Below are 25,668 nucleotides of genomic sequence, written 5' to 3'. Positions count from 1 at the left end.
CTGCTCAGAACCTCTCCGGGTACACGAGGGCGAGGACGAGGTAACCGAGCAGGGAGACGGCGACCAGCAGGCCGACGATGTTCTCGACGTTCACAGCTTCGCCACCCCCTTGGCGATGAGGCCCACCAGCGCGAAGATCGCGACCGTGGTGGCGACGAAGGCCAGATCGGCCATCGTGAGCTCCTGGAATGAAGTGATGAAATGGAATCGGCCGGAGTGGCCGAGACAGAGCAAACCGCGCGTCGGCCCCCGCGTTAAGGGACCTTGATGAGGTCCATACGGGCGCAGAGGAAGCTTTGACGCCCCTCTGACGCCGCCTGTTGTGACCCGCTGCGACCAGCCCTTCCGGGCGGACCGGCTCAGCCTGAACCCGCCCGTACCGCCGGCCGCCTCCCCGTATGGAAAGCGCGAAGAGTGGCCGCCGACGGCGGCCGGACAGGGGCCGGGCCGGGAGCAGCCCCAAATACCGCCGCCACGACGGTTCACGAGGCGGGGGAGCGGCGCCGGCTGACCGCGCTCCAGGGACTTGCCGCGCTGCTCCCGGACGCCATGGCATCCGTCGCCTACGGTCCCGAGGCGACCGTCCTCGTGCTCGCCGCGACCGGAGCGTACGGGCTCGGCTTCACCCTTCCCATGACGCCGGCCATCGCCGCCCTGCCGGCGGTACTGGTGGCCTCGTAGCGGCAGGCCATCGCGGCCTTCCCGGACGGCGGCGGACCCACGCGGTGGCCAGGCGGCACCTGGGACGGCGTACGAGCCCGGTGGCCGCGGCCTCGCTCACCCTGGACCAAGGATCTTCGAGTCGCCTCGGGCGAGGGCGAGGTTGTGCATCCGGGCAATGCCGAGCATGGCGTGGTGGACGCCGTCGCCCTTGAGGCGGCAGTCGCGGAGGATCTTCCAGGTCTTCATTCGGGCGAAGACGTGCTCGACGCGGGCGCGGACCTGTCTCTGGAGGGCGAGCATCGGCCCGAGGTGGTCGGCGATCCGGTCCGCAGCCGACTTCGACATCCCGAACGATGCCGCGAGCTGGCGCATGGTCAAGTTCGTTCGCCAGTACGCCTCGACCAGCAGTGCCCGGTCCTCCCGCGGAAGGCTCCACGGCCGGCCTTTGCGGACCGCGTCCGCACCCTCACGACGCAGAACCGTCACCAGCTTGCCGAACTGCCGCGGCCTCAGCCCGGTGAACGGGGCTATCCAGGACGGCTTCGACGCCGTGATCACACCAGCCACGGCGAGATCGTCTCATCTTGATCACGCTCCGAGGCCCGCCAGCCTCTGGCAGGCCACATCTCAGTCGCCCTCACTGACTCGGCATGAGAGCCTCACGCCTGTGGCTACTGAAACCGAGGTGGGAGAGCTGTTGCACCAGCGCGGCTGGCGGACGGCATGCACCGTCGCTGAGAAAGTGAACGCGTGGGCCGCGCTGGTGAGCGCCATCGAGCGCGGCTACGGCCACGACATCTACGAGTTCACCAACGACCTCTACTGCCGAAACTGGCTGCACGAGGCGTGGCTCCTGCTGGACGACCACATCGTCCAGCTCTGGAGCCCGCAGATCAAAGCTCTGGACGACCGGTACAAGGCCGCGACCATCGACGACGACGGCCAAGCACTCGACCAGTTCCACAGGCTGCCCGGTCCCGACCTGTGGTGGTGGCGGCGACACCCCCGCATCCTCACCGGAGACCTCGGGCGTTCGCTTCACTCGGCCGGTGCCGTCGGCACCGACCCGGACACAGCATGACCCTCAGCCTCCGGGGATGACGGGACAACTCTTAAGGCTCGCTGAGGGTGATCGCCCCGGAGGGGCACATGCCGGTGGCCATGCGGGCGGCCGTGACGTGGGCCGCGGCCGGCTCTTCCCGGAGCAGGACCACCAGGCCGTCCTCGGTGTCCTGGTCGAAGACGTCCGGGGCGGTCATGGCGCACATCCCAGCGCCGATGCACCGCCCGCGGTCGATGCTCAGGCGAGCCGTGCTCATTTCGCGTCCCAGGTGACCGGGAGGCTCTTGACGCCGTAGATGTCCGCGCTCTCCGGCCGCAGGCGGACCTCGTCGGCCGGTACGGCCAGGCGCAGCGTGGGGAAGCGTTCGATCAGGGCGCGGAACGCCACCCGCATCTCGGTACGGGCCAACTGCTGGCCCAGGCACTGGTGGATGCCGTGGCTGAACGCCAGGTGCCCTTCGTGCGGCCGCCGCAGGTCGAGGACGTCGGGGTCGGTGAAGCGGCCGGGGTCGCGGTTGGCGGTATTGAACGACAGGACGACCGTCGTGCCGGCTTCGATCGTCTGTCCGCCCACCTCGACGTCCTCCAGCGCCGTACGGTGGAAGGTCTTGGCGACACTCAGGTACCGCAGCAGTTCCTCCACCGCGCCGTCGGTGAGCGAGGGGTCGGCGCGCAGGGCGGCCAGTTGCTCCGGGTTCTGCAGAAGGGCGAAGGTGCCGAGGGACAGCATGTTCGCGGTGGTGTCGAAACCGGCCGCGAGCAGAATGAGGCTGATCCCTTTCAGTTCCTCATCGGTGAGATCGCTGTCGGTGAGCTCGCTCAGCACGTCGTCGGTGGGGTTCGCGCGCTTGGCCGCCACCAGCCGGGCGAGGTACTCCTGGGTCGCGGTGTAAGCGGCGATCAGCTCCTCGTCGCTCACCTCCCCACCCATGAACGCGTCGATCTGCTCCTGGAAGAACGCCCGGTCCTCATAGGGCACGCCCAGGATCTCGCAGATCACGATGGTGGGGATCGGTTTGGCGAACGCGGTCACCAGGTCCGCCGACGTCCCGGCCTTCTCCATGGCGTCGAGGCAGTCGGCGGTGATCTGCTCGATGCGCTCGGTCAGCATCCGCATCCGCCGCACGGTGAACTTGCCGACCAGGGGCTTGCGGTAGCGGCTGTGCTGGGGATCGTCCATGAGGAGGAACTCGCCGGGCGGCGCCGGCGGGAGCTCGAAGTCGACGACGTTCATCAGCTCTTTGCGCGAGCTGAACCGCGGGTCGGCCAGAACCGACCTGACCAGGTCGTACCCGGTGATCAGCCAGCCGGGCCTCCCACCAGGGTGGATGAAACGGCTTATGGGGGCGCGCCGTTGGGCGTCAGCCAGCCCTGTCGGCGGATCGAACGGGCAGCCCGGCCGGCGCTCCGTCGGCATGGCCTCGACCGTGTGAACGGACTCCTTCATCGAGCGCTCCTCGTCTCGCGATATGACGTGTTTGATGTCTCTCGAAAGCTACGTTGCATTCAGGATGTGGTCAATTGCAGAAACGCGTAATCCCAGCTGAGAGGCGGAAGATTGATGCAATGGTCTGCGATCGAATGCAACGATGCGTTGCAATGAATGAGAGCGAAGGCAATGCTGGCGGCATGCCCGACCTGCGGGGCATGACGCCGGGCGTCGGTTGGTTCACGCGAACAGCGCCTGGACGGTTTCGGTGGCCAGGTCTCGCAGCCAGGCGTGGGGGAGGTCGTCGTCGTAGCGCTGGTGCCACAGCAGGTACAGGGGGACCTCGGGCAGTTGGAGCGGCAGCGGCAGCGTGACCAGGCCGAGCTGGTCCCGGGCCGCCCGGGTGACCGCGTCCGGGAGGGTGACGACCAGGTCGGTGTCGAGGACGAGTTGCAGGGCGAAGGCGGCGGTGGGCCCGGCGGCGGCGACGCGTCGCTCCAGGCCGTGGGTGGTCAGGGCGTCGTCGACCGGGTCGCGCAGGCTTCCGCGTCGCGAAACGGTGAGGTGTTCGGCCGCCGCGTAGCGCTCGATGGTGAGCGGGCCGTCGGTGAGGGGGTGGCCCGGACGGACGGCGACGACCAGCCGGTCGCTGCCGACGAGGCGATGACGGATGTCGGGGAGCGTCGGGGCGCCCGCGCTCGATTCGAGGTCGACCTCACCCCGGCGGAGTTCGGCGTCGTCCGTCCCGGGTTCGGCCGACAGGCGCAGCCGGACGCCGGGGGCCTGGCGGTGCACGGCGGTGATCAGGTCGGTGCCGCAGGCAGCGGTCAGGGCGTCGTGCCAGCGCACGGTGAACACCCGGTCCAGGGCTGCCAGGTCGAGTTCCTGCTGCGCGGACAGGAGTTGGTGGGCCTGCTGTACGAGGGCATGAACCTGGGCACGCATGGCCAGCGCGCGGGAGGTCGGAACCATGCTGCGGCCGGTGCGGACCAGGATCTGGTCACCGGTGGCCTTGCGGATGCGGCCCAGGGAGCGGCTCATCGCCGGGGCGGTGACGTGGAGGCGTGCCGCGGCGCCGGTCACGCTGCCCTCTTCCAGCAGTGCGTCAAGGGCCGTGAGAAGGTTCAGATCCAGTTGCACGGCAGTAAACCTACAAGTGAATAGCATGCACTTGTTGTTAATGACGGGGGAGCCTACCTTCGAAGAGCAGGCGCGAGACGAAGCCGCCCGCGGCCCGCACACATCGGCGCACACATCGGCGCACGCATCGAACCCAGGGAGCCCACCATGAGCACAGCCATGCCTTTCGCCGCCGACACGACGCTCCTGTCCGAGGCGACCGCCGCGGTGAAGACGGCGGGCCTCACCCTCCGCGACCGCCACACCCCGCACGCCCGGGGCGTGAGTCTGGAGGAGGTCGTGGCCGAGATCCACGCCAACGACGACGCGGTGCTGAGCGTGCTGCGGGAGCCGCTGCTGCGGATGCGGCGCGGATCGCAGTGGGCCGAGGACGAACTGGCCGGCGGTGCGCTCCCGTCGGGGGAGTGGTGGGTCGTCGACCCCGCCGAGGGCAACATCAACCACGTTCACGGCATGGAGGACTGGGCCGTGACCGCCACCCTGGTCCGCGACAACCAGCCGGTGCTCACCGTCGTCCACCTGCCCCTGACCGGCGACACGTACACCGCTGTCGCGGGCGGCGGCACCCATCTCAACGCCCGGCCCCTGACGGTGTCCGCCAAGACCGAGCTGGGCGCAGCGCTCGTCGGCACCGGCCAGGCCAGGCCCGGGGAGGACGAGCGTACCTTCCGGCGGATCGGCGACTCGGTCACCGCCATGCTCATGGGCGGCCTGGTCGTGCGCGTGTCCGTTCCTGCCACGATGCAGCTCATCCACGTCGCCGCCGGACGCACGGACGCCTTCTGGCAGTTCTCCGACGTCCGCTCCGGTCTGGTCGCCGGTGCGCTGCTGGTCTCCGAGGCCGGAGGCACCGTCACCGACCTGGCGGGCAAGCCCTGGAACACGGGCAGCCGTGACTTCCTCGCCGCCGCCCCCGGAATCCACACCGCCGCCCTCGAGGTCCTGTCGCCGATCGCCTGACCGGACACCCCCGCCCCACGCCCACCTCGCCTCACTCACCTCACAAGGAACATCGCCTCATGACCAGCATCGGCATCCTGGGCGCCGGCCGCGTCGGCGCCAACCTCGCCGGCAAGCTCTCCGCAGCCGGACACCATGTCACCCTCGGAGTCCGCAACCCGGAACGGACCGCAGCCCTTGCCGCAGGCATCTCCCCGCAGATTGCCTTCGCCGACCAGCGGACCACGGCCCGCACCGCCGACATCGTGATCAACGCGACGCCCGGCGACACCTCCCTGGCCCGCCTCGCGGACCTGCGTACCGAACTCGCCGGGAAACTCCTCGTCGACGTCTCCAACGCCACCCGCGACGCCGCTGACGGCCTGCCCGGCGACCTGTGCTATCCCGGCAGCAGCCTCGCCGAGCAACTCCAGGCAGCCCTCCCGGAGACCCATGTGGTCAAGGCCCTCAACACCATGCTGTTCATGGTCATGACCGCTCCCGAAACGCTGGCCACCCCACCGACCGCGTACCTCTCGGGCGACGACCAGAACGCGAAGAGGACCGTCACCGGCCTGCTCGGCGACCTGGGCTGGGAGCCCGCATGGATCGAGGACCTCGGCGGCATCACCACGGCCCGCGCCACCGAGGCCATGATCCTGGTGGTTCCCCACATCCTGCGCCGACACGGCTTCAAGCCGTTCGCCGTCTCCCTCACCCGCTGAGCCGGCTTGGAGTCGTTCTCATGACCGGCCGGGCCCGTCGAGGCGTTCCGTGGGACCTGCGAACGAGAGGAAGAGAGTCCGCGTGGTGAGCAGCCAGGTGTCGTCCACCTTGCGGAACGTGTCTTCGTAGTGCCCCACCTGGACCGGGGGCCGCGGCGGTACGAGACCTTCGCTGTAGCCGTCGACACGGTACGTGGTGAAGTAGGTGGTGGCGGCGGCGGTGTCCGCAGAGGTCACCGTGACCAGGATGTTGGTGCAGATCCGGCGGGAGAGCCGGTCTGCGGGCCGGTTGCCGAAGTAGCCGCGCAGGGCGTCGTGACCCGCAATGCGGCGGTCGCCTGCGGGCCATTCCCAGGTGCCGTCCTGCGTGAAGAGGTCCGCCACCGAGCCCGGGTCCCCGAGGTCGAGCCGGTGGACGAACTCGACGACCAGCCGCTCACAAGCCCGCTCCGCGAGCAGGCGCTCCATCGGGTCAAGAGTTTCAGCATTCATGATCAACTCATATCAGGCCGCCCCTGGTCGCGACAGCCTCGCCCGAGCCTGCCGGCCCGTCCTCGTCGCCGGCGACGCGGGCGCCGGGTCGGTCGGGACGGTGGATCGCAGGGCTGGCTGAGGTGCTGTTTCACCCGGTGAGGGGCGGCGCCGTGATCTCTCGGCCCCAACCGAGCTGCGTCGGGCCCGGGTTGTCGTGGAGCGCCGGGTCGGCAGCAGTGGGGCGGGGCGCGACGACACCACTCGTCACGCCCCGCCCCTTCCTCGGCTGCCGGGGCACCCTCGCACCCCCGGCATCCGTGTTCCGCGAGGCGCACCCGGAAGACCGAGGAGCCGCCAGGACGTCGTCTTGGCGGACCGCGCGTACTCGGTGTTCGTCACGAAGGCCGGCAACCGTCCGGACGAACTGGCCAGCCCCCTCTCAAACTGCCCGCGGTCGATCCTCGACCGAAGAGCCCTCCGGTGCCCGTCGGCGTCTCCGCCTTCGCTTCAGGGTGTGGCCCTCGTGGTGTCGTCGAGCCGGTTGACGCGCGACACGTTCTCCCGGTCCTCGGCGTCCGTGCTCGCCTCGGCGGCGAACCAGGCGTCGAGGATCTCCCCGAGGAGCGGTTCCGAGGTCAGGCGCAGGCTGAGCGCGAGCACGTTGGCGTCATTCCAGCGGCGCGCACCGTCCGCGGTGTAGGCGTCCGTGCACAGGGCTGCGCGTACGCCGGGAACCTTGTTCGCCGCGATCGACGCGCCCGTACCGGTCCAGCAGCACACGACCGCCTGGTCGGCGTTCCCGGCGGCCACCTCGCGGGCCGCCGCCTCCGAGCAGGCTGCCCACTGCGGATCATCGCCGGCCCTGAGCGCCCCGTACGTCATCACGTCGTGTCCGCGATCGCGTAGTTGCCCGAGGAGTGCCCGAGCCACGGGTTCGTCCATGTCCGAGGAAACAGAAATCCGCATGCCCCGAGACTAACCAGCCGTGGGGGACGGTCGCCGCAGGTCGAGGGTGCCGCCGCGGGCAGGGCTTCGGCTGCCGTCGTACGGCGCCGGTCACCGCCCCGGGCCGACGGCATCCAGCGGTGCACGAGTGCCGGCCCGCCGAATGACCCCATTCGCCCCGGGTCGGTGCGACGCGGCGGGGGGCCTACTTGGATTCGACTCGTCCTGCCGGGTGGGGTGCGATGGTCAGCGCCTCGTGGGCGGCCTGCCAGGCGTTGTCGCCGGGGTCGAGCCGGCTGCGGAGGTATGCCGCGGTGAGCTGGGCCAGGGCGGCGACTCGCTCGGGGTTTTCGTCTGTGGTCTCGGCGGCGTCGTATCCGGCGATTCCGCCGAGCCCGTGCTCCGCGTCGAACAGGGTGAGCAGGGTTTTGGGGCCGGGCGCGAGGGTGTAGGGGTCGGCGTGCCAGTCCGGGCCCATGTCGGTGAAGTGCCGGGGATCGTCCTTGTCACCGGTGACGACCAGCGTGGGTGCGGTCATGGTGGAGAAGTCGACGGCCCCGATGACCGGCCACTGCTCGGCCATGGGCCCGTTGAAGACATCGCCGCCCCTGCCGGGCGGGGCGAGCAGTACCCCGGCCTTGATCCGCGGCTCGAGGAGGTGTACGAGGTTGCCGGTGTCGGGGTCGGTGAGTCCGGCGCCCAGCAGGAGGGCGGCGGTGAAGCCGCCGAGCGAGTGTCCGGCGACAGCGACCTTGGTGGGGTCGATCCGCCCGGCGAGCTGTGGCACGGAGTTCTCGATCGCTTCGAGCTGGTCGAGGACGTGGGTCATGTCCTCGGCGCGGGAGCGCCAGAAGTCGGGCGCTCCGGGGGCGTCCGCGACCAGGGCGGTCAGTGTCCTGGAGGTGAGGTGGGTGGGCTGGACGACGACGAATCCGTGTGCCGCCCAGAAGTTGGCGAGCGGCGCGTAGCCGTTGAGCGAGGAGAGGTGGTGCGAGGGGCCGTGGCCGTGGGAGAGGAGGATGACGGGCAGGCTCGTTCCGGTCGCGGGCGCGGAGACCCGCACGTGGAGGTCCACAGGACGTCCTGGCACGGACAGGACTACGGGGCTGAAGGACAGGACCGGGACGGCCGGACCCAAGGCGTCGGCGGTGATGGCTGTGCTCACGATGTGTATTCCCTTTCGGCGGCGCCCGCCGCCCGCCGGACTCTCGCGGCCGGCGGGCGGACAAGACGGTCAGGGGTGCCCCGTCTCGGCTAAGCTGAAACGGAACACTGCTCCATTTACTATCCGGAGCGTTGCTCCGTTTTGTCAACCGGTGCCGAAGGAGAACGTGATGACCGCCGAGGACCCTGCAGCGGATATGCCGTCCCGCAGCAAGCGGGCCGACGCCCAGCGCAACCGGGAGACGGTGCTCACTGCCGCAGCCGAGGTGTTCGTCACCTCCGGCGTCGATGCACCGATCCGCCGGATCGCGGCCCGTGCGGGCGTCGGGATGGCCACGATCTACCGCCACTTCCCGACCCGGGCGGACCTGGTCACCGCCGTGTACCAGCACCAGATCGAGGCATGCGCCGAAGCCGGCCCAAGGCTGGCGGCCGACGCGGATTCCCCGCTCGACGCACTGCGCCGATGGATCGACCTCTTCGTCGACTTCCTGGTCACCAAGCACGGCCTCGCCGACGCACTGCAATCCGACAGCGACCGCTTCGCCGCGCTGCACGCCTACTTCCTCGACCGCCTGCTGCCCGTCTGCGCCCAACTGCTCGACGCCGCGGTCGAGGCCGGCGACATCAGGCCCGGCACGCAGCCCTACGAGCTGATGCGCGGCATCGGCAACCTCTGCATCGGACGCGACGACGACCCCCGCTACGACCCCCGACGCCTGATCGCCCTTCTCCTCCAGGGACTCCAGCGATCCGGGGAGGCCTGATGCCGAGGGGCGCCATCACGCCCGGGGTGCGGCCACGCGATCCGATCGGCTGCTTCTCAGGCGATCGAGCCGTTCGGGTGGTGGCCGACCGGGGTCAGGGGGTCAGGACCTGCTCATAGCCGTGCGGCTGTGCGCACCAGGCCCGCCAGGGTGAGGGAACGGCTGTGCGCGGGCCAGGCGATGTGGGTCACGACGGGAGGTGCGTCGGTCAGGGGGACGGCCGTGTGCTCGGCCCACAGCCAGGAGCGGGCGGAGTCGGGGACGACCGCCACGGTGCGTCCGAGGGCGATCAACTGGGCCAGTTGCGTCTGGTTGTGGATCTCGGGGCCCGGGCCGGGTGCGTACGTGCCGTGGGTGGGCCAGCGGGCGAGCGGCAGATCGGGGACGTCCCTGACATCGGCCAGGGACAAGGTCTCGCGGGCGGCGAGCGGGTGCCCGGCAGGCAGGACGGCGACCTGTCCCTCGGTCGTCAGTGCCTCACTGTCGAACCCGGCGAGGGAGTTCCACGGGGTGTGCATCAGGGCGACATCAGCACGTCCGTCGCGCAGTAGCTCTTCCTGCTCGCACATACCGCACAGCAGCACCTCGACCTCGGCACTGCCGGGCTCGGCCGCATAGGCGTCGAGAAGCTTCCGCAGCAGTTCGTGGGAGGCGGCGGCCTTCACCGCGAGGACCAGCCGACCGCGGGGCCCGCCAGGGCTGTCCTCCCCGCCGGCGCGTCGGGTGCGGCGAACGGCGGCCGCGGTCGCGTCGAGGGCCGCCCGGCCCTCGTGCAACAGCACCTCTCCGGCACCGGTCAGGCGGACGCCACGGCGGTCGCGCTGCAACAGGCACACCCCGAGGCGCCGTTCCAACTGCTGGATCGCCCGCGACAGTGGCGGCTGAGCCATGCCGAGGCGCTCGGCGGCGCGCCCGAAGTGCAGTTCCTCGGCGACAGCCACGAAGTACCTCAACTCGCGGGTCTCCAGGTGGTCCACGGCCGCAGCATACGCGGTGATACCTGCCGGGTATGACAGGGCACCGTACCGGTCTTGGCCGCACCACCCGCCCCCGGGCCACCATCGTCAGCATGAGCGAAACAACCACCGCGCTGGTGACCGGCGCGAACAAGGGCATCGGCTACGAGATCGCGGCCGGACTGGGCAGCCTCGGCTACCGCGTCGGTGTGGGAGCCCGCGACGCCACCCGACGCGAAACCGCCGTCGGCAAACTGCGCGCCGCCGGCGTGGACGCGTTCGGGGTACCGCTGGACGTGACCGACGGCCAGAGCGTCACCGATGCCGCGGAACTGGTCGAACGGCTGGCGGGGCGCCTGGACGCCCTGGTCAACAATGCCGGTATCTCGGGCGAGATGGCCCCGGGGTGGGTGCAGGACCCGACCGTGCTCGATCTGGAGGTGCTCCGCACGGTCGTGGACACCAACGTCATGGGTGTCGTCCGGGTGACCAACGCGATGCTGCCGCTGCTGCGGCGCTCGGCCTCGCCACGCATCGTCAACGTCTCCAGCAGCGTCGGTTCCCTGGCCCGGCAGGCGGACCCGGACATCGAGATCGGCCCGGTCATGGCGGCCTACGCGCCGTCGAAGTCGTTCCTCAATGCCCTCACCGTGCAGTACGCCCGGCAGTTCGCCGGTACGAACATCCTGATCAACGCAGCCTGCCCAGGACTGGTCGCGACCGACTTCACAGGCTTCCAAGGGCCCCGCACCCCTGAACAGGGCGCGACCACGGCGATCCGGCTCGCCACCCTGCCCGACGGCGGTCCGACCGGCTCGTTCTTCGAGGACGACGGCGTCGTCCCCTGGTGATCACGGGCCTGCGCGGCGACCCGAGGCCGGCGAACAGCGCGGGCTCCGGTCCTCACGGCGGTTTCTCCACCGCCGATAGGGGAAGGCGCTGGCCAGGTGACGGACCGACGGGGCGGTCCCGTCGCCGCATGGGCCCGAGTCCCGATGGGAGCTGGTGACATGTCCTCCGAATCCGGCCTCAGTCGCTCGCTGCTCAGCCCTGCCGGCCCCGCAGCCATCGAGCGACGACCACCCCTGGTGGAGCCTCCGGTGAGTCGGCCGACCGTGCGGCCCGTCACGCGGCCCGTCACGCGACACGGACGGCGGCACCATCCGCACTGCCGGGTGGGGCGGGCGTCATGAGGGTCGTGGTGACCGGAGCCACCGGCAACGCAGGGACGAGCGTGGTCCGCGCCTTGGCGGCGGACTCGAAGGTGACGGATGTCCTCGGCATCGCACGCCGTCGTCCCGGCCTGGATATCCCGGGGGTGCGGTGGGCAGAGGCAGACATCGACCCCGGCGGGGCCCGGCTGAGTGAGCTGTTCTCCGGCGCGGACGCGATCGTGCACCTGGCCTGGAAGTTCCAGCCCACGCACGACCCGGTGGAGACCTGGCGTACCAACGTGCTCGGCGGCATCCGCGTCTTCGAGGCCTGCGCAGCCGCCGGGGTGCACGTCCTGGTTCACGCCTCCTCGGTCGGCGCGTACTCGCCTGGCCCGGCCGACGGCCGGCCCGTGGACGAGTCCTGGCCGACACACGGCTGGCCCGGTGCCCCGTACACGCGGGAGAAGGCCTATCTGGAGCGGTATCTCGACGGCTTCCAACGGGACCACCCCGGCATGAGGGTGGTGCGGATGCGGCCCGCCTTCCTGTTCAAGACGGGCGCGGCATCCGAGCAGCGCCGGATCTTCGCCGGCCCGCTCCTGCCGTGGCGGCTCGTCCGGCCCGGGCTCATCCCGGCACTGCCGGACATCACGGGGTTCCGCTTCCAGGCCCTGCACACCGATGACGCCGCCGAGGCCTACCGGGCAGCGGTACTACGGCCCGTCCGCGGCCCGTTCAACCTGGTCGCCGACCCCGTGCTGGACATCGCGGCCGTGGCCCGGCTCCTCGACGCACGGACCGTGCCGATGCCTGCCGGAGCGGCACGGGCCGCCCTGGCCGCGGCATGGAGCCTGCACCTGGCCCCCGCTCACCCTGGCCTGCTGGACGCCGTCCTGCGACTGCCGCTCCTCGACGCCGGACGAGCCCGTGAGGAACTGGCCTGGACTCCTTCCCACACGGCCACGGACGCCGTCGGAGCCTTCCTCGAAGGCCTCCGCCACGGGACCGGTCTCGACACCCCACCGCTCGCCGCCGCGGCGGGCGGCGCCGCGGACCGGTAGCACCGGGCACCGCGGGCCTCAAGCGGGGATGGGAACCGTTTCGAACGCCTACGCAGGGGCAGGCGCCGCTCACAGCCGGAGTACGAGCCTTCCGAGAGGCGGAAATCGCCATGACGGACCCCTCCCTCTACAGCACCCCTTCCGTACAGCTCTCCGCCGGAGCGGCCGGTGCGGGACTCCTGACCGTGGGCATCGTGGTTGCCCTGCTCCTCATCGCGGCCGTCTGGTGGGGCATCCGGCGCCGCGCAGCAGAGCCGCCCCCGGGCGCACCTTCCCGGCCCACGGCCCGGCGGCCCCACCACGTCGAGGAACACCGTGAGCCCGACCCCGAGTCGTTCGCCGGTCATGGCGAAAGGCTGTCACCGCACGAGATGAAGGGCTACGGGAACCTCGGCTCCCGGCGTGAGGGCGGCGACCACCCGGAAGAGACGAGCCCGTGATGACGAGCGCCGACCGGAAGGGGACGACGACGGGCCGGCACTTGGAGCAGGCCATTCTGAAGCTGCTGGACCACCGCGGCCCGACCGCGACGATCTGCCCCTCCGACGCTGCGCGAGCGGTGTACGCGGGGAACGGGGACGGCGACGGCTGGCGCGACCTCATGGAACCGGCGCGCCGCGCTGCCCGCCGGCTGGTCACGGCCGGAGAGGTCGAGATCACGCAGGGCGGACGCACGGTTGATCCGGCCGCGGCGCGCGGTCCCATTCGCATACGGCGCGCCCGACGGGGGACCGGTCCCGCCGACGGGGCGTCGGAGTAGGCGCGCCCGAGGCGTCACCACGCCCTTGTCCATGCAGGTCGGGCCTCACGAGGGGTGAGCAGACACGGGGCGGGTAGGCGCCGGGAGTCCTGGCCGACGGGTAGACCGGCCGGGCGCGGCCTTCGAGGAGAGGGAGGCAGACATGTCAGCACGTACTCCGGACCCGGAGCCGGGCAACGCGTCCCGGCCCTACGAGGGGGTGCCTCCCGGCGAAACCCCGCCCGGCGAGTCGAGCACGGGCTCCGGCGCGGGCCCGTACCGTCCCCTGACCCGCGGATGGGGCAAGGGGCCCCTGGTGGTGATCTGCCTCGTGGCCCTGGCCTGCGCCCTGTTCTTCCTCGCCTACGCCATCATGCTCAACGTGTGAGCGGCGACGACGGCGCGCACCCGGCCCGCCGGCCGGCGTTTCGGCCTACTTCAGAGCGGCGTTCTCGTTGTCCCGCAGGTCCAGCAGGTCCAGCAGCAGTGCCCGGTGAAGGGCGGCGACCGGTTCGAGCAAATCCGGGTGACGCAGCAGGGGTGCGGCCTCGTGTTCGTGGTCCCCGGGATGCGTAAGACGGGTGAGCTCGCCGGACTGGCCGCGATCGACGAGGTGACGGGCGTCGACGGACAGGGCGGGGGTGGCGAGGAGGCAGGCGGCCCAGCTGACGACGGTTTCGTCCACCCAGGTCCGCCAGTCGGCATCGGTGTCCGGGCTGTGCTCGGCGCCGGTCAGCCAGTCCAGCCGGGTGCTACCGCCCGGCCCGAGGAGGTTCAGGAGCTGGACGTCGAGCGGGGTCGGGTAGCGCAGGGTGGCGGCCAGGGTGACGGCCTGCCGGGCCTGAGCCTCGGCCAGGGCGCGGCTGAACGCGCCCGGAGCAGGTGGGAAAGCGGTCAGGAGCCAGCGGGTGCCGGCGGCTATGACGGGTGTGAGATCGGCGGACACGGCGGCTTCCTCGGGGGCGTGCTCGCCCTGTCCCGTAGGGGTTCGCGAGCTGCGGCGCGAAGCTGCGCCGCTCCGCTCGTGGCCGACCAGCGTAGCCGCAAGGGGCAGCCGTGCGGCATGACGCACGTCACCGTTCCCCGCAGGCGGCGGGCCCGGATGTGGGTATGCGGGCCCGCCCCCTCAGGCGGACTCAGGACTTGCCACGACCGGTCACGAAGTCGCGTGCCCGGTCCACCAGGCCGGCGCCCGGTGCGAGGAGCTTGCTCGCCGTGGGGCTGCTCGGGGCGGCGGGGTGCGGGCGGGTGGGCGCCATGGTCTTCGCGCGGCGGATCTTGTCACCGAGGTCGTCCAGCTGCTGCGGGGTGCAGGCTCGCTCCAGCATCGGGAAGAGACTGCTCTCCTCGTCCTGGACGTGGGCGGCGACCTCGTCCATGAGCTCCTGCAGGAGCGGGCTCATCTGCGCGTCGTCGGTGTCCATCCGCTCCAGCTGCTTGAGCATCTTCTCCACGCGAGCGTGATCCTCGATCTCCTTGTCCGCCATCTCGTCACCGCCGGGGACGTGCTTGCGTACCGCCGGGTAGAGGTACTGCTCCTCGGCGACCGAGTGCCGCACCAGCTCGATGGTGATCTCGTCGATGAGATCACGAAGCCCCTGCCCGCCGCCGGTCATGGCCTGGAGACGGCTGAACATCTCCTCCACCTCCCGGTGGTCGGCCATCAGCTCGGCGATCACATTCCCGCCGTGTCCCATCTCTGCCTCCATGCGTGTTTCGGGGTGGGGCCGCTCCGGCCCGATCCGATCGCTTCCCCGCCGTGCCTGGAGGCGCCCGGCCGCACGGGGCCTCTCACCCGTATGGAGGGAGACGGCCGCCCTGTCACCGGACAGACGAGGCGAGACGGAACGCGGGTGCCTCACGGCCGTCCGGTTCTGCTGGTCAGCAGTCGTTCCAGTGGCCAGGACGTGATCAGCCGGTCCGCTCCCAGGCCGATCCGCGCCGCGCGCGCGTAGCCCGTGCTCTGCCAGTGCAGCTGCTCGGGGGCGTGGGCGTCGGTGTCCACGGCGAACCGGCAGCCTGCGGCGGCGGCCTGCACGAGCAGGTCGTCCGGCGGGTCCCGGCGCTCGGGCCGGCAGTTGATCTCCACCGCGGTACCGGCCTGCGCGCACGCGGCGAACACGGCTTCGGCGTCGAAGAGGGACTGCGGGCGCCCCCGGCCGGTGATGATCCGTCCCGTGCAGTGGCCCAGGACGTCGACGTGCGGGTTGCGCACCGCGGCCACCATGCGGGCGGTCATCGGTCCGGGCTCGGAGCGGAGCTTGGAGTGCACGGACGCCACGACGATGTCGAGCCGGCCGAGCAGCTCTTCGTCCTGGTCGAGTGAGCCGTCCTCGAGAATGTCGCACTCGATGCCGGTGAGCAGCCGGAACTCCGACCCCCGCCTGGAATTCACGGCGGCTACGGCCTCCAGCTGGCTTTCGAGGCGTTCGCGGCTCAGCCCGTGGGCGATGGTCAGCCGTGGCGAGTGATCGGTCAGAACCGCCCAGCGGTGGCCCAGTGCGCGGGCCGCGTCGGCCATGTCCTCGAGCGGGCTGCCGCCGTCCGACCAGTCGGAGTGCAGGTGGCAGTCCCCGGTACTCCCGGCCGCCAGGTCCCAGCCGGTGCGGGCCTGCGGATCGGCTTCGGCCTGCAGGCGGGCGAGGTAGCCCGGTACCGCTCCGGCCGAGGCCTGGGCGATCACCTCGGCGGTGACCGGGCCGACCCCGTGCAGTTGTCCGGCCTGCGCGGCGTCCACCGTGCCCGGTGGCAGGTGGCGGACGGCGTCGGCCGCCGTGTGGAAGGCCCGTACCCGGTACGGGGACGCCCCGCGCCATTCGAGGAGGAAGGCGATCCGGCGTAGGGCTTCGTCGGGGGTCACGGCAGGGGTGTTCCACCGGTGGCGTTGACGATCTCGCCGGTGATGTAGGAGGCCTGGCCGGAGGCGAGGAAGACGTACGCGGGTGCCATCTCGGACGGCTGGGCGGGCCGGCCCAGCGGCGACTGCTCGCCGAACTTCGTCGGATCGGGCATCGTCGCCGGAATCAGCGGGGTCCACACCGGTCCCGGCGCCACGGCGTTCGCCCGAATGCCGCGCTCGGCCAGCATCTGGGCCAGGCTGTGGGTGAAGGAGATGATCGCGGACTTCGTCATCGCGTAGTCGAGGAGGTGGGGGCTGGGCTGGTAGCCCTGCACGGAGGCAGTGTTGATCACCGAACCCCCGCGCGGCATATGGGCGAGCGCGGCCTTGGTCAGCCAGAACATCCCGTACAGGTTGGTCTTCATCACCCGGTCGAACTGCTCGGAGGTGATCGCCTCGATCCCGTCCGGCTGGGCCATCTGATAGGCCGCGTTGTTGACGAGCAGGTCGATTCCTCCCAGCTCGCCGACCGTCTTGTCGACGAGGGCGGTGCACTCGCCTTCGTGCCGGATGTCGCAGGCGACGGCCACCGCTGTGCGGCCGGCTTCGTGGATCAGCCGGGACGTCTCCTCGGCCTCCTCGGCTTCCTCGGGCAGATGGGTGAAGACGACGTCGGCGCCTTCCCGCGCGAAGGCCAGGCAGACGGCCCGGCCGATTCCCGAGTCCCCGCCGGTGACCAGCGCCTTGCGGCCACGCAGCAGCCCGTGGCCTTCGTAGTCGCTCTCGCCGTGGTCGGGGCGGGGATTCATCGCCTCGGTCGAGCCGGGATGGTCCTGGTCCTGCTCGGGAAATGGGGGCCGGGGGTGCAGTGCCACCGGATCGGTGAGGTGGGCCTGCTCGTGGGACGGCATCGCGGTCTCCTTCCGGCACAGTCAACGGCGGGTGTCATGCAGAGGGCGGGTACGACGCGGCCTTGAGGCGGCGCGCCAGGTGTGCGGTGTTCGCGGCGAGGGTCTCGGTGGTGGCGGCGGTCTTGTCGGGAGTCTTTTCGAGGTCCTGGTAGTCGGTGCCCTGCATGGCCTCGCCGACCCAGTAGGTGACGGCGTTCGGAGCGAGGGAGAATCCGACGTCGTTGAGGCCCTGGAAGAGTTCGGCGCTGACGTGGTGGGCGCCGTCCTCGTTGCCGACGACGCAGACCGCGGCGGCCTTGCCGTAGGTGAGCATGCGGCCTTCACCGTCGCTCTCGCCAAGTTCGGCGTCGAGGCGTTCCAGGACCCGCTGGGCGATGCTGGAAGGGTGGCCGAGCCAGATCGGCGTGGACAGGATCAGGATGTCGCAGCCCAGGATCGTGTCGCGGATCTCCGGCCAGGCATCACCGTCCCCCATGTCGACCTCGACGCCCGCTTTGACGTCGTGGTCGGCGATCCGGATCACCTTTCCGGTGACGCCGTGATCCGCCAGGGCGGCCATGGTCTGCTCGGCCAGCAACTGAGAGCTGGACCGCTTCGGCGAGGGCGAAAGCGTGCAGACCAGCGCGACGGCGCGCAGCGGCGTGGTTTCGGTGGTGGTGTCCATGTGATCCGGCTACCCCGATGGTCATGCCGTATCCCTCGCTCCATGTGCCGGGGATACCGGTCGGCGGTCCCGCGGCCTCGGCCCTCCGGCGGTGGCCTTCTGCCGTGAGGATGTCGGGCGAACCCTGTTGGCCGAGCCCTGCGCCCCCTGTTTTCAGAGACCCGGCCACGGCCTTGTCCTTGCCGGCGAAGTCAGCCGCCGCCGGTGCCGTCGGATGCGCGGTACAGCGGCCGGGCAGGGTCGCTTGTGGTGGTTGGGAGGATGTCGGGGCCCCTAACTGTGGTGGTCTGCCACATACGCCGCTGACCTGCGTGTTCCTATGGTGTGGCCACACGGAATCGTCCCCGCCCCCGTCCGGAAGTGGTATTCATGGCCGCCTCTGCCACACCGTCAGCGAGCCCCGGCAACATCAGGAGAGTCGTCGCGGCGAGCCTCGTCGGCACCACCATCGAGTGGTACGACAACTCATCCGATCAAGGCTATGAACTGCCGTTTCCCTAGATCTCGGTGACAGAAGTCAGCACGGAACCAGCACGGGTCGATGGGCCGCCTTCCCGGTGCTGACGGAGCGGCTTCGTGCCGCCCCCCATGGGGCCGACCCGCCGATCGGGATCGATTACAGAACGTTGCCAATTCCACCATCCCGGGCCTCCGGACTCGGTGTCCGTTCGCCGATTGGTTCAACTGGATGGGGCACCCGCTTCGGCGAAGCGTAGGGCTACGACGACACCAGTCCGTCAGGTTGCTGGGTGCCTGGCTTGGAGGGAACCGTTGGTCGGGTTCCCGGGTTCGGCGCAGCGGGTTGCGCGGACCGTACCGTCAGAGGTTCGTCGTGCCGAAGGCGGCCGTGTTGTTCAGGCGGATTGCACGACCCCGGGTCGGGGAAGTTCTGAGCGGACCGGCGTGCAGGGACCTGGGGGGTGGCGGTGGCGGGTGGGAGCGACGAGTACGCGCGCGAGCGGGCAAGGGAGGCCAAGGAACGTGAGCGACGCCGGAAGGCTGCTGAGACAGAGGCCAAGCGCAAGGCGCGAGAGGAGAGGACCGCCTACGAAGCCGCACGTGCGCAGGAGGCCGTCGACAGGACCAGCGTGACCGAGCACGACGTCGAGCAGCTGGCGGGACTGTTACGTGCGGTGGTGCTGGATGGCCGGCCCCTGAACTTCGATGGTCTCAGGCAGCACTTCGTCCCCGCAGCCTTTGCGCCGCCCAAGCGCCGCACGAAGCCCGTTCCGCTCCCACGGTGGGGAGAGTACGAGCCTGAGGCACCGCGCGGATGGCTGGGAGCGCTCGGCTTCGGGCGCCGTTCGTACGACGCGGAGGTAGAGGCCGCGCGCAAGCGGTTCGACGAGGCGCTGCGAGACCACGCGCGCGAGGAGCACAAACGGGTCGGGATGCTGGATGCGGCGCAGGCCCGCCACGATGAGCGCAACCAGCTGGAGGCGGCTCGTATCGAGGAGTGGAATGCCAGGGTCGAGGCACGCCGCGCCGCCTATCGGGACCGCGACGTCGAGGCGGTCGAGTGGTTCATCGACCAGGTTCTGGCGGCGTCCATGTATCCCCACGGCTTCCCCAAGGTGCACCAAGTCTCATACCAGGCAGATACCGGAGACCTGCTGGTCGAGATCGATCTACCGCTGGAAGAGGTGGTCCCTCCGGCCCGTGCCTATCGGTATGTGAAGACACGCGACGAGATCACGCCGGTCCCGAGGCCCGAGAAGGAGCGCCACGAGCTGTATGCGTCCGTACTGGCGCAGACGGCGCTGCGGACCGTCCACGAGGTGTTCGCCGCGGACACCGACGGCGTGGTGAGTTCAGTGGCACTGAACGGCCACGTGGCGACCATCGACCGTGCCACGGGCCGCGAGGTGCATCCTTGTCTGATCACCCTCCAGGCGGGGCGGGAGGAGTTCGGTGAACTGGTGCTGACCCAGGTCGATCCGCAGGCTTGTCTGAAGCGGTTGCGGTCGTTGATCTCCCCGAATCCCTACGAGCTGGAGCCGGTGCGCCCGTTGGTCACCTTCGACTTGAGCAAGTACCGCCTGATGGATGGCATGGACGTCGTGGCGGGCCTGGACAGCCGTCCCGTGCTGATGGACCTCTCGCCCACGGAATTCGAGCATCTGGTGCGGCAGTTGTTCGAAGCCATCGGCCTGGACAGCGTCAATACGCGGCCCTCGCAGGACGAGGGCGTGGACGCGGTGGCGATGAACACCGACCCGGTCATGCGGGGCTTGTGCATCATCCAGGCCAAACGCACCACCAAGGTGGTCCCCTTCGAGTCTGTGTCCGCCCTTGCCGGCGTCGTGGAACACAAGAGGGCAGCCAAGGGCATCCTGGTGACGACTTCGTGGTTCGGTCGGGCGAGCGAGGCATTCGCGAACTACCACGGACGCCTGGAACTCCTCGACGGCGCCCACCTGGTCCACCTGCTCAAGGAGCACCTCGACCTCGACGTCATCCCGGGCCCCGTTCCGCCCATCGGCCAAGCGGGTCACCATGGTGCCTCCGTCGCTGGCCAATGCGTCGTCTCCGGACACACGCAGCAGGACGGTGACACCGTCTCCGTCAGCGAAGTACGAGCGTCCTGTGAGCGCGACGGCACCTGGACGACCAGCCGGTGCGACGTGCCAACAGCGCAGATCCTCTGTGAGGCGCGGATCGAGGGGAGAGGCGCTCATGGATACTCCTCGAATCCCTCTAGCGTCGGAGCCTGCAACGGCGGCGTGGGCGGAACCCAAACGTAGCCCGCGGAGATGTCCATCCGGCATTCCTGCACGAAGTCCCTCACAACGCGGTCGTACTCTTCGTCCATAGAGGTGAGGGTCGCATCGGCGATCGGGTCCGGTGTGTGACGGATGTCGTCGGGGGCGTAGACGTCCCTGTTGCCGGGCTGTTCGCTCCACTTGTGTTTGTGCGTGCGATGGATGAAGTGCTCGCCGGTTTCGCGGTCGAGGTGCATGCCCCGCACGTCAAGGCGGCGCAAAATCGTGCCGCTCCCGGGATGGAGGAGCATCAGACTGTATTCCCACGGCTTGTCGAGACCTATTCGGAAGCGGAGGTCGAGGCGGCACGAGAGATCGGTCCGCACAGGAGAGTCGGCCTCGACGTGAACAGGGGCGGACAGCCGACGCGGAGCATTCTTCTGCTTCCACCGGAACGGAAGGTGGAGAGCGCCCCCGACCCTGCCCCCGAGGATCTTGTCCGCGAGGGCATCGACCATCACGTCATCGGGGTCCATCCATCCCCTTCAGCGTCGAGGTGACGAACATGGACCCGTAACCGCTGATGCATAGGGCCGCGGATCAGCGTCTCACGCTGTACGGCGGCTACGGCGCGAGGTCGATGCCGATCTCCGGCGGCTGCCGGAGCGTGTTGTGGACGGTGCAGTGCGAGGCGACGGCGAGAAGGCCCGCGCGCCGCTCTTCGGGTAGCTGTGGGGGCGGCACGATCACCAGGCGCACCGCGGCCACCCGGGCGGGGCGGTCGGTGGCCATGGCGAACTCCGCCCGTACGGCCAGGTCCTCGCGCGACAGGCCGTGGCGCAGCAGGTAGCGCCCCGCGTAGAAGGCGACGCACGTGGCCAAGGAGGCCGCGAACAGCTCGGTCGGCGTGGGCGCGGTGTCCGTCCCTCCCGCGTCCGTGGGCTGGTCGACACGGAAGCGGTGGCCGCGCACGTCGACCACGTAGACATCGCCGGCGACGTGGGTGACATCGAGCCGGTGGGCATCTCCTGGAAGCCGCGTACCAGACTTTCCGGGTGCAGTGTCAGTCATGGGCGTGCCTCCGGTTCCGGTGGGTCCTGCCACTGTGGGCGATCCGTCGGCCTCGGACATGGGTCCTTCGGGCAGCTTTCCGGCCCAGTCGGCCCCTCACTCCGCCGAAGTCGGAGCGCGAAGCTGGAGACCGCAGTCGCTCTGACGCTTCCGGTCGTTCCGGGCCGACGCGTCCAGGAGGAGGTACGAAATGACGGTTCAGGTCACTGTGGGTCTGGACGGATCCTCCGAGAGTTTCGCCGCGGCCGTCTGGGCCGCGCGCGAGGCCGTACGGCGCGAGGCCCCCTTGCGCTTGGTCCACGTGGAGGAGTGGCCGGTCGCGCCGGCGATTCCCTACCCGATCGCCGCCTACGATGCCGAGCGGTCCACGGGACTGCTCCGCGACACGGCCGGGCAATTGCGCAAAGACCACCCGGGGCTGGAGGTGACGACCGAAGAGATGCGTGGTCGCGCCGGCTCCCTGCTGAGTGCGGCCGCCGACGAGTCGGATCTGATGGTGCTCGGCTCACGGGGGCTCGGGGGCCTCGTGGGGTTCCTCGCCGGGTCTGTTTCTCTGGCCGTCGTTCGCCGCTCTCACCAGCCGGTCGTGCTCGTACGCGCAGACCGGGCGGACGCCCCGGCCGCGGGAGAGGGGCCCGGACCGGCTGTCGGCGAGATCGTCGTGGGCGCCGACCTCCAGCACCCGAACACGCCCGTGCTCGCCTTCGCGTTCCTGGAGGCGGCGCGTCGGGGCGTGAGGGTCCGGGTCGTGCACGGCTGGACCCTGCCCGGTCCGTCCGTCTACGCGATGGTGGCCGATCCAGACATTGGCGAGACGGTCGGTGGCCACGTCGCATCCGCTCTGGCGGAACTGGTCCGGCCCTTGCGCAGGAGCTACCCGGACGTCCAAGTTGTCGAGGAAGCCGTCATCGGAGCGGCCGCAGTCCAGCTGGTGGAGGCCTCGGAGGGTGCGGAACTCGTGGTGGTCGGGCGCCGCAGGCACCCGGGGCCGACAGGTTTTCACATCGGTCACGTCGCGCACGCCGTGATCCACCACTGTGCCGCACCGGTCGCCGTCGTGCCCTTCGGGTAGTCCCGGCCCGGCCCCGGCATCGCTCAGGGTCTCACCCGGCAGCGGCGGCGCGTGGAGCTCGGTGTGGCCGTGCACGGTCGAGCACAGCGCGCCCAGTGCTCCGAGGGTGGCGTCGGCGATGTCGACGGCGAGGTGGTCGATGCCCTCTTCGTCCAGCAGCCGGTTGAGGCGCAGGCCGGCCTCGCCTCCCGCGGTGTGGACGGCGGTGGCCCGTCCAGCGAACCGTACGACGTGGCGGGCGACGTTGATCCCTCCGCCCCCGACGGCCACCGACCTGACCCGCGCACGGTTCTTGCCGATGGCTTCCAGACGGTCGACCTCCCAGCAGAGATCGATCGTGGGATTCATCGTCAGGGTGACGACCGGCGGACCGGCGGTACGGCCGGATCCCCGTCCCCCTACGCCGTCGGCAGTCCTGGCGTCCCCCTACGCCGTCGGCAGTCCTGGCGTCGACGGGGTCCGGCGTCGCGACCGTGCTCATCGCGGTGCCCCGACGGTCGCGCGGGGCTCGCCGGCTCGGCGTCGCGACGGGAGCGTCACCTGGCTCACCTCCGTGGACAGTGGCGCGTCTGCCCCGCATTCCATCCTCGAACAGCTCTGCATCACACGCACGCCTGCTTGGGAGCGGCCACGGTCGGTATGCCGGCTCTGCCGGGTTCATGGTCCGGTGCGTGCCTCGAGCTGGCAGCGGACGTCGACGACGCCCTCCACGGACCGGGCGAGGCGGTCGGCCATGGGGATGAGGTGCCCGTCCCGGACGCTGCCGGTCAGGGTGGCGATGCCCTGCGTGACGTTGACGGTGACCCCGTCGCGGGAGAGCGGGAAGAGGCGTTCGACAACGCTCTGACGAATGTCTTCGGTGAGTTCGTCGTCGGAGCGGAGGAAGACCTTGAGGAGGTCGGCTCGGCTGACGATGCCCTTGAGCGTGTTGTCGGCGTCCACGACCGGTAGCCGTTTGATGTGGCGGTCGGCCATGAGGCGCGCGGCCCGGGGCAGGGTGGCGTCAGGCCGGATCGTGACGGCCGGGGTGGTCATGAGGTTCTCGGCGCGGGTGGAGCCGGCTTTGGCGGTGTCGCCGAGGCGGCGCATCTGTTCGATCATGCCGGGGCGGTGTTCGTGGAATTCCTCCTTGGGGAGGAGGTCGGCTTCGGAGACCACGCCGACGACGCGGCCCTCGCCCTCGATGACGGGGAGGGCGGTCACTTTCCAGCGTTTCATCGCGGCGGCGATGTCCTTGAAGCCGGTGTCCGGGGTGACGGCGACGACTTTGGTGGTCATGACGTCGGCGACGGTGTAGGGGGTGGAGGTCATGGCGTGTCCTCAGCGTGCGTGGGCGAGCGGGGTTCCGCTGCCGTGGGGTGCGAACAGGTCGAGGAGACGGGTACGGGTGGCGTCGAGCCGGTCGGCGATGACCGCGGCCACGGCGCAGGAGACGGAGCGACCGACGGCCGAGTTCTCGTCGCACAGGTTCCGAACGGCGGCGGCGTCGAATTCGAGGGCGATCACATCGTGTGTGGCTGTGGCGCCCAGGTGCCAGGTGTAGGGGCGGAACATCCAGGACCAGCCGAGCAGTTCGCCGTAGCCGAGAGTGTCGATCACGGCGTTCTTGTGCCCGGGAACGTGGGTGTCGAGGTCGACGGTGCCGCATTCGATGATCCAGAACTTCTCGGCACGCTGACGCTCCATGAAGATGCGGGTGCCGGCCGGGAACGTGACCTGGCGGGAGTGGGCGAGCAGGGCCTCGCGGGCTTCCGGAGTCATCTGTTCGAGGATGCTGTGCATGGTGCTCATGGTGTGCCTCCAGCCCTTCCTTCTCACCGTGCGCCGTGTGACGTGGGGGCGGGGAGGGCCGCGCGGTGCAGACCGCGGGACCGTCCGGCCCACCTCAGCGGACCAGGACGGCCTCCCCGGCCGATCTCGGCGAGTCGGGCCGTGGGGGCGGTGGTGAGGATCGGCCCGCGGAAGCCGTGCCGGACCAGGCGCGGCAGGTAGCCGCAGTGGTCCAGGTCGCGGGGGCCGCCTGCCGGCTTGTCCCAGTTGCGGCGGCGCAGGTCCGCGACACCCTGGAAGAGCCCGCAGTCGACGAGGATCCGGGCGTGGTCGCTCTCGACGAGGAACTTGCTCCCGGTAACCGTACGCACACTGCCGAGGAAACGCAGCAGACCCGGACGCGCCGATGCACCGGACGACCCTCCTTCCGGGCGAACGCCGATTCCCACCATTGCAGCCGACGGGACGCAGGGAAGGGTCCGACCGGTACCCCTGAGGGGCCCGGACGGCCCAAGCGCGGCGGAGAAGCTCGGAGACAGCCTGGGACTGCCGCCTTCGCAGCGCAGACAGAAGGCTCAGCCGTGCAGACCTCACACCGTCCCAGGACATGCCCATCCGGCCACGGGACCGCCGACACGGTCCCGCAGCTCGGCAGCGCCATTCGCACGCCCGGCGTAAAGGGCGGTGCAGCACCACAAGCTGCCTGCCCGCTCAGGAGCAGTGATCACGATGAAGAGGACCCCGCCCATCCAGCCCGAGACCACCACGGGGACGTCCCGGCGCACCGACCTGGGCCGCCGCCTGGCAGCCCGCCGTGAGGCACTCGGCCTGAGCCGCGCCGAGCTGGGCCGCAGGTGCGGTGCCGACGGCAACTACATCGCCTACCTGGAGGAGCACGCGGCCTCGCCCTCCATCGGCACCCTGGTGCGGCTCGCCGATGTCCTCGGCGTCAGCGTGGACGACCTGACGGGAGCGAGCGCCGGACGGGCCCCCGGCCGTTCCACGGCCCGTCGCGACAGCGCTCTGGTGCCGCTGGGCGAGTCCGAGTGCCGGGACCTGCTGGGCACCCATGGGGTGGGCCGCATCGCGGTCTTCACCTCCGAAGGACCGGTGGTGCTGCCCGTCAATTATTTGATGGCGGGATCCGACATAGCCTTCCGCACCTCCGCGGTGTCCGTCGTCGGGAGGCCCGCGGGGGCGGAAGCCGCATTCGAGATCGACCACATCGACGACGTGACCGCGAGCGGCTGGAGCGTCCTGGCCGTCGGCGCGCTGGAAGGGGTCGCCGACCCGGACGTACTCCGGCATCTGAACGCGACCGCCCGTTCCAGCCCCTGGGCCGGCGGGGTCCGCGATCAGTGGATGCGGCTCACCCCCGCCCGGGTCACCGGCCGTCGTGTGGCCCACGACTGGTGAGCGGC

General features: G+C 70.4%; 32 protein-coding genes and 1 pseudogene. 13 read left to right on the top strand and 20 right to left on the bottom strand.

All coding sequences use genetic code 11. From position 1 onward, the window contains the following. Positions 1 to 4: 4 nt before the first annotated feature. The gene (gene kdpF, locus NRK68_RS02125; RefSeq protein WP_183066021.1) at positions 5 to 94 is read right to left on the bottom strand and encodes a K(+)-transporting ATPase subunit F; all 90 of its coding nucleotides are present in this window, start codon (positions 92 to 94) and stop codon (positions 5 to 7) included. Beyond that, entirely contained in the window at positions 91 to 234 is a 144-nt protein-coding gene (locus NRK68_RS02120) for a hypothetical protein (RefSeq protein WP_183066022.1), read from the bottom strand. The genes kdpF and NRK68_RS02120 overlap by 4 nt, the downstream gene beginning before the upstream one ends. A 180-nt stretch (positions 235 to 414) precedes the next feature. On the opposite strand from NRK68_RS02120, the pseudogene NRK68_RS02115 reads away from it, so the two are divergent. Next, positions 415 to 788: pseudogene (locus NRK68_RS02115) on the top strand (amino acid permease); the annotation flags it as partial. On the opposite strand, the gene NRK68_RS02110 reads toward NRK68_RS02115, so the two are convergent. Beyond that, positions 778 to 1,230: a helix-turn-helix domain-containing protein gene (locus NRK68_RS02110; RefSeq protein WP_257854672.1), complete on the bottom strand. Its 453-nt coding sequence runs from the start codon at positions 1,228 to 1,230 to the stop codon at positions 778 to 780. The pseudogene NRK68_RS02115 and the gene NRK68_RS02110 overlap by 11 nt on opposite strands. Before the next feature lie 100 nt (positions 1,231 to 1,330). Here NRK68_RS02110 and NRK68_RS02105 point away from each other — a divergent pair, with 100 nt between their 5' ends. Beyond that, a complete protein-coding gene (locus tag NRK68_RS02105; protein WP_183066024.1) occupies positions 1,331 to 1,744 on the top strand; it encodes a hypothetical protein in 414 nt (137 codons plus the stop codon). A 31-nt stretch (positions 1,745 to 1,775) separates the two neighbouring features. On the opposite strand, the gene NRK68_RS02100 is transcribed toward NRK68_RS02105, so the two are convergent. The 3 genes from NRK68_RS02100 to NRK68_RS02090 form a co-directional block, all read right to left on the bottom strand. Next, positions 1,776 to 1,982, bottom strand: a complete 207-nt coding sequence (locus tag NRK68_RS02100; RefSeq protein WP_257854671.1) for a ferredoxin — start codon at positions 1,980 to 1,982, stop codon at positions 1,776 to 1,778. Continuing rightward, a complete protein-coding gene (locus NRK68_RS02095) occupies positions 1,979 to 3,172 on the bottom strand; it encodes a cytochrome P450 (protein WP_257854670.1) in 1,194 nt (397 codons plus the stop codon). Before NRK68_RS02095 ends, NRK68_RS02100 begins: the two co-directional genes overlap by 4 nt. A 222-nt stretch (positions 3,173 to 3,394) precedes the next feature. Then, the gene (locus tag NRK68_RS02090; RefSeq protein ID WP_257854669.1) at positions 3,395 to 4,294 is read right to left on the bottom strand and encodes a LysR family transcriptional regulator; all 900 of its coding nucleotides are present in this window, start codon (positions 4,292 to 4,294) and stop codon (positions 3,395 to 3,397) included. A gap of 147 nt (positions 4,295 to 4,441) precedes the next feature. Here NRK68_RS02090 and NRK68_RS02085 point away from each other — a divergent pair, with 147 nt between their 5' ends. Then, on the top strand, positions 4,442 to 5,254 hold the full coding sequence (locus NRK68_RS02085) for an inositol monophosphatase family protein (protein ID WP_257854668.1): 813 nt from the start codon (positions 4,442 to 4,444) through the stop codon (positions 5,252 to 5,254). A gap of 59 nt (positions 5,255 to 5,313) precedes the next feature. Continuing rightward, complete coding sequence (locus NRK68_RS02080) at positions 5,314 to 5,958, top strand: NADPH-dependent F420 reductase (RefSeq protein ID WP_373023450.1); 645 nt, start codon at positions 5,314 to 5,316, stop codon at positions 5,956 to 5,958. 18 nt (positions 5,959 to 5,976) lie between these two features. On the opposite strand, the gene NRK68_RS02075 is transcribed toward NRK68_RS02080, so the two are convergent. The 3 genes from NRK68_RS02075 to NRK68_RS02065 all read right to left on the bottom strand — a co-directional run bounded on the left by NRK68_RS02075 (position 5,977) and on the right by NRK68_RS02065 (position 8,542). After that, the gene (locus NRK68_RS02075; RefSeq protein WP_257854667.1) at positions 5,977 to 6,450 is read right to left on the bottom strand and encodes a nuclear transport factor 2 family protein; all 474 of its coding nucleotides are present in this window, start codon (positions 6,448 to 6,450) and stop codon (positions 5,977 to 5,979) included. Between the two features lie 489 nt (positions 6,451 to 6,939). Then, entirely contained in the window at positions 6,940 to 7,398 is a 459-nt protein-coding gene (locus NRK68_RS02070) for an RpiB/LacA/LacB family sugar-phosphate isomerase (protein WP_257854666.1), read from the bottom strand. A gap of 184 nt (positions 7,399 to 7,582) precedes the next feature. Continuing rightward, positions 7,583 to 8,542, bottom strand: a complete 960-nt coding sequence (locus tag NRK68_RS02065) for an alpha/beta hydrolase family protein (RefSeq protein ID WP_257854665.1) — start codon at positions 8,540 to 8,542, stop codon at positions 7,583 to 7,585. Positions 8,543 to 8,711: 169 nt separating this feature from the next. On the opposite strand from NRK68_RS02065, the gene NRK68_RS02060 reads away from it, so the two are divergent. Next, entirely contained in the window at positions 8,712 to 9,308 is a 597-nt protein-coding gene (locus NRK68_RS02060; protein ID WP_183066033.1) for a TetR/AcrR family transcriptional regulator, read from the top strand. 113 nt (positions 9,309 to 9,421) lie between these two features. On the opposite strand, the gene NRK68_RS02055 is transcribed toward NRK68_RS02060, so the two are convergent. After that, positions 9,422 to 10,285, bottom strand: coding sequence for a LysR family transcriptional regulator (locus NRK68_RS02055; protein ID WP_257854663.1), 864 nt, complete (start codon positions 10,283 to 10,285; stop codon positions 9,422 to 9,424). Positions 10,286 to 10,377: 92 nt separating this feature from the next. On the opposite strand from NRK68_RS02055, the gene NRK68_RS02050 reads away from it, so the two are divergent. From NRK68_RS02050 to NRK68_RS02030, 5 genes are all read left to right on the top strand, one after another. Next, positions 10,378 to 11,115, top strand: coding sequence for an SDR family oxidoreductase (locus NRK68_RS02050; RefSeq protein WP_257854661.1), 738 nt, complete (start codon positions 10,378 to 10,380; stop codon positions 11,113 to 11,115). Positions 11,116 to 11,453: 338 nt separating this feature from the next. Then, entirely contained in the window at positions 11,454 to 12,479 is a 1,026-nt protein-coding gene (locus NRK68_RS02045; protein WP_183066035.1) for an NAD-dependent epimerase/dehydratase family protein, read from the top strand. Between the two features lie 110 nt (positions 12,480 to 12,589). Further along, positions 12,590 to 12,919, top strand: a complete 330-nt coding sequence (locus NRK68_RS02040; protein ID WP_183066036.1) for a DUF6479 family protein — start codon at positions 12,590 to 12,592, stop codon at positions 12,917 to 12,919. Further along, positions 12,919 to 13,239 (top strand): DUF3253 domain-containing protein, encoded by a 321-nt coding sequence (locus tag NRK68_RS02035; protein WP_183066037.1) that lies wholly within the window; start codon positions 12,919 to 12,921, stop codon positions 13,237 to 13,239. Before NRK68_RS02040 ends, NRK68_RS02035 begins: the two co-directional genes overlap by 1 nt. 142 nt (positions 13,240 to 13,381) lie before the next feature. Beyond that, a complete protein-coding gene (locus NRK68_RS02030; protein WP_183066038.1) occupies positions 13,382 to 13,606 on the top strand; it encodes a DUF6480 family protein in 225 nt (74 codons plus the stop codon). 45 nt (positions 13,607 to 13,651) lie between these two features. Here the strand turns inward: NRK68_RS02030 and NRK68_RS02025 are convergent, their stop codons facing one another. The 5 genes from NRK68_RS02025 to NRK68_RS02005 form a co-directional block, all read right to left on the bottom strand. Continuing rightward, positions 13,652 to 14,164 carry a hypothetical protein gene (locus tag NRK68_RS02025; protein ID WP_183066039.1) on the bottom strand — a complete coding sequence of 171 codons (513 nt, stop codon included), beginning with the start codon at positions 14,162 to 14,164 and terminating at the stop codon, positions 13,652 to 13,654. Between the two features lie 190 nt (positions 14,165 to 14,354). Then, positions 14,355 to 14,915: a hemerythrin domain-containing protein gene (locus tag NRK68_RS02020; protein WP_183066040.1), complete on the bottom strand. Its 561-nt coding sequence runs from the start codon at positions 14,913 to 14,915 to the stop codon at positions 14,355 to 14,357. Positions 14,916 to 15,076: 161 nt separating this feature from the next. Beyond that, entirely contained in the window at positions 15,077 to 16,078 is a 1,002-nt protein-coding gene (locus NRK68_RS02015; RefSeq protein ID WP_257854657.1) for a PHP domain-containing protein, read from the bottom strand. Continuing rightward, entirely contained in the window at positions 16,075 to 16,968 is an 894-nt protein-coding gene (locus NRK68_RS02010; RefSeq protein ID WP_183066042.1) for an SDR family oxidoreductase, read from the bottom strand. Before NRK68_RS02010 ends, NRK68_RS02015 begins: the two co-directional genes overlap by 4 nt. 34 nt (positions 16,969 to 17,002) lie before the next feature. Next, entirely contained in the window at positions 17,003 to 17,632 is a 630-nt protein-coding gene (locus NRK68_RS02005) for a flavodoxin family protein (RefSeq protein WP_257854655.1), read from the bottom strand. 1,088 nt (positions 17,633 to 18,720) lie between these two features. Here NRK68_RS02005 and NRK68_RS02000 point away from each other — a divergent pair. Beyond that, on the top strand, positions 18,721 to 20,376 hold the full coding sequence (locus tag NRK68_RS02000) for a restriction endonuclease (RefSeq protein WP_257854654.1): 1,656 nt from the start codon (positions 18,721 to 18,723) through the stop codon (positions 20,374 to 20,376). Here NRK68_RS02000 and NRK68_RS01995 read toward each other — a convergent pair. Both NRK68_RS01995 and NRK68_RS01990 read right to left on the bottom strand, forming a co-directional pair. After that, entirely contained in the window at positions 20,307 to 20,870 is a 564-nt protein-coding gene (locus NRK68_RS01995) for a hypothetical protein (RefSeq protein WP_257854652.1), read from the bottom strand. The genes NRK68_RS02000 and NRK68_RS01995 overlap by 70 nt on opposite strands. Before the next feature lie 88 nt (positions 20,871 to 20,958). After that, entirely contained in the window at positions 20,959 to 21,405 is a 447-nt protein-coding gene (locus NRK68_RS01990) for an OsmC family protein (RefSeq protein WP_257854649.1), read from the bottom strand. Between the two features lie 190 nt (positions 21,406 to 21,595). Between NRK68_RS01990 and NRK68_RS01985 the strand changes: the two genes are divergently transcribed. Beyond that, positions 21,596 to 22,477 (top strand): universal stress protein, encoded by an 882-nt coding sequence (locus NRK68_RS01985; protein ID WP_257854647.1) that lies wholly within the window; start codon positions 21,596 to 21,598, stop codon positions 22,475 to 22,477. 657 nt (positions 22,478 to 23,134) lie between these two features. Here the strand turns inward: NRK68_RS01985 and NRK68_RS01980 are convergent. From NRK68_RS01980 to NRK68_RS01970, 3 genes are read right to left on the bottom strand one after another with little or no spacing between them, the layout of a single operon-like run. Beyond that, positions 23,135 to 23,788 carry a CBS domain-containing protein gene (locus tag NRK68_RS01980; protein WP_257854646.1) on the bottom strand — a complete coding sequence of 218 codons (654 nt, stop codon included), beginning with the start codon at positions 23,786 to 23,788 and terminating at the stop codon, positions 23,135 to 23,137. A gap of 9 nt (positions 23,789 to 23,797) precedes the next feature. After that, positions 23,798 to 24,268 carry a cyclic nucleotide-binding domain-containing protein gene (locus tag NRK68_RS01975; protein WP_257854645.1) on the bottom strand — a complete coding sequence of 157 codons (471 nt, stop codon included), beginning with the start codon at positions 24,266 to 24,268 and terminating at the stop codon, positions 23,798 to 23,800. A gap of 23 nt (positions 24,269 to 24,291) precedes the next feature. Continuing rightward, entirely contained in the window at positions 24,292 to 24,618 is a 327-nt protein-coding gene (locus NRK68_RS01970) for an MBL fold metallo-hydrolase (RefSeq protein ID WP_257854644.1), read from the bottom strand. A 358-nt stretch (positions 24,619 to 24,976) separates the two neighbouring features. Between NRK68_RS01970 and NRK68_RS01965 the strand changes: the two genes are divergently transcribed. Further along, a complete protein-coding gene (locus NRK68_RS01965; RefSeq protein ID WP_257854643.1) occupies positions 24,977 to 25,663 on the top strand; it encodes a helix-turn-helix domain-containing protein in 687 nt (228 codons plus the stop codon). Positions 25,664 to 25,668: the final 5 nt, after the last annotated feature.

This window comes from Streptomyces yangpuensis, assembly GCF_024666385.1.
Taxonomy (GTDB): domain Bacteria; phylum Actinomycetota; class Actinomycetes; order Streptomycetales; family Streptomycetaceae; genus Streptomyces; species Streptomyces yangpuensis.
The sequence above is the reverse complement of the archived record's forward strand: the minus strand, read 5'-3'. Positions and strand labels throughout refer to the sequence as shown.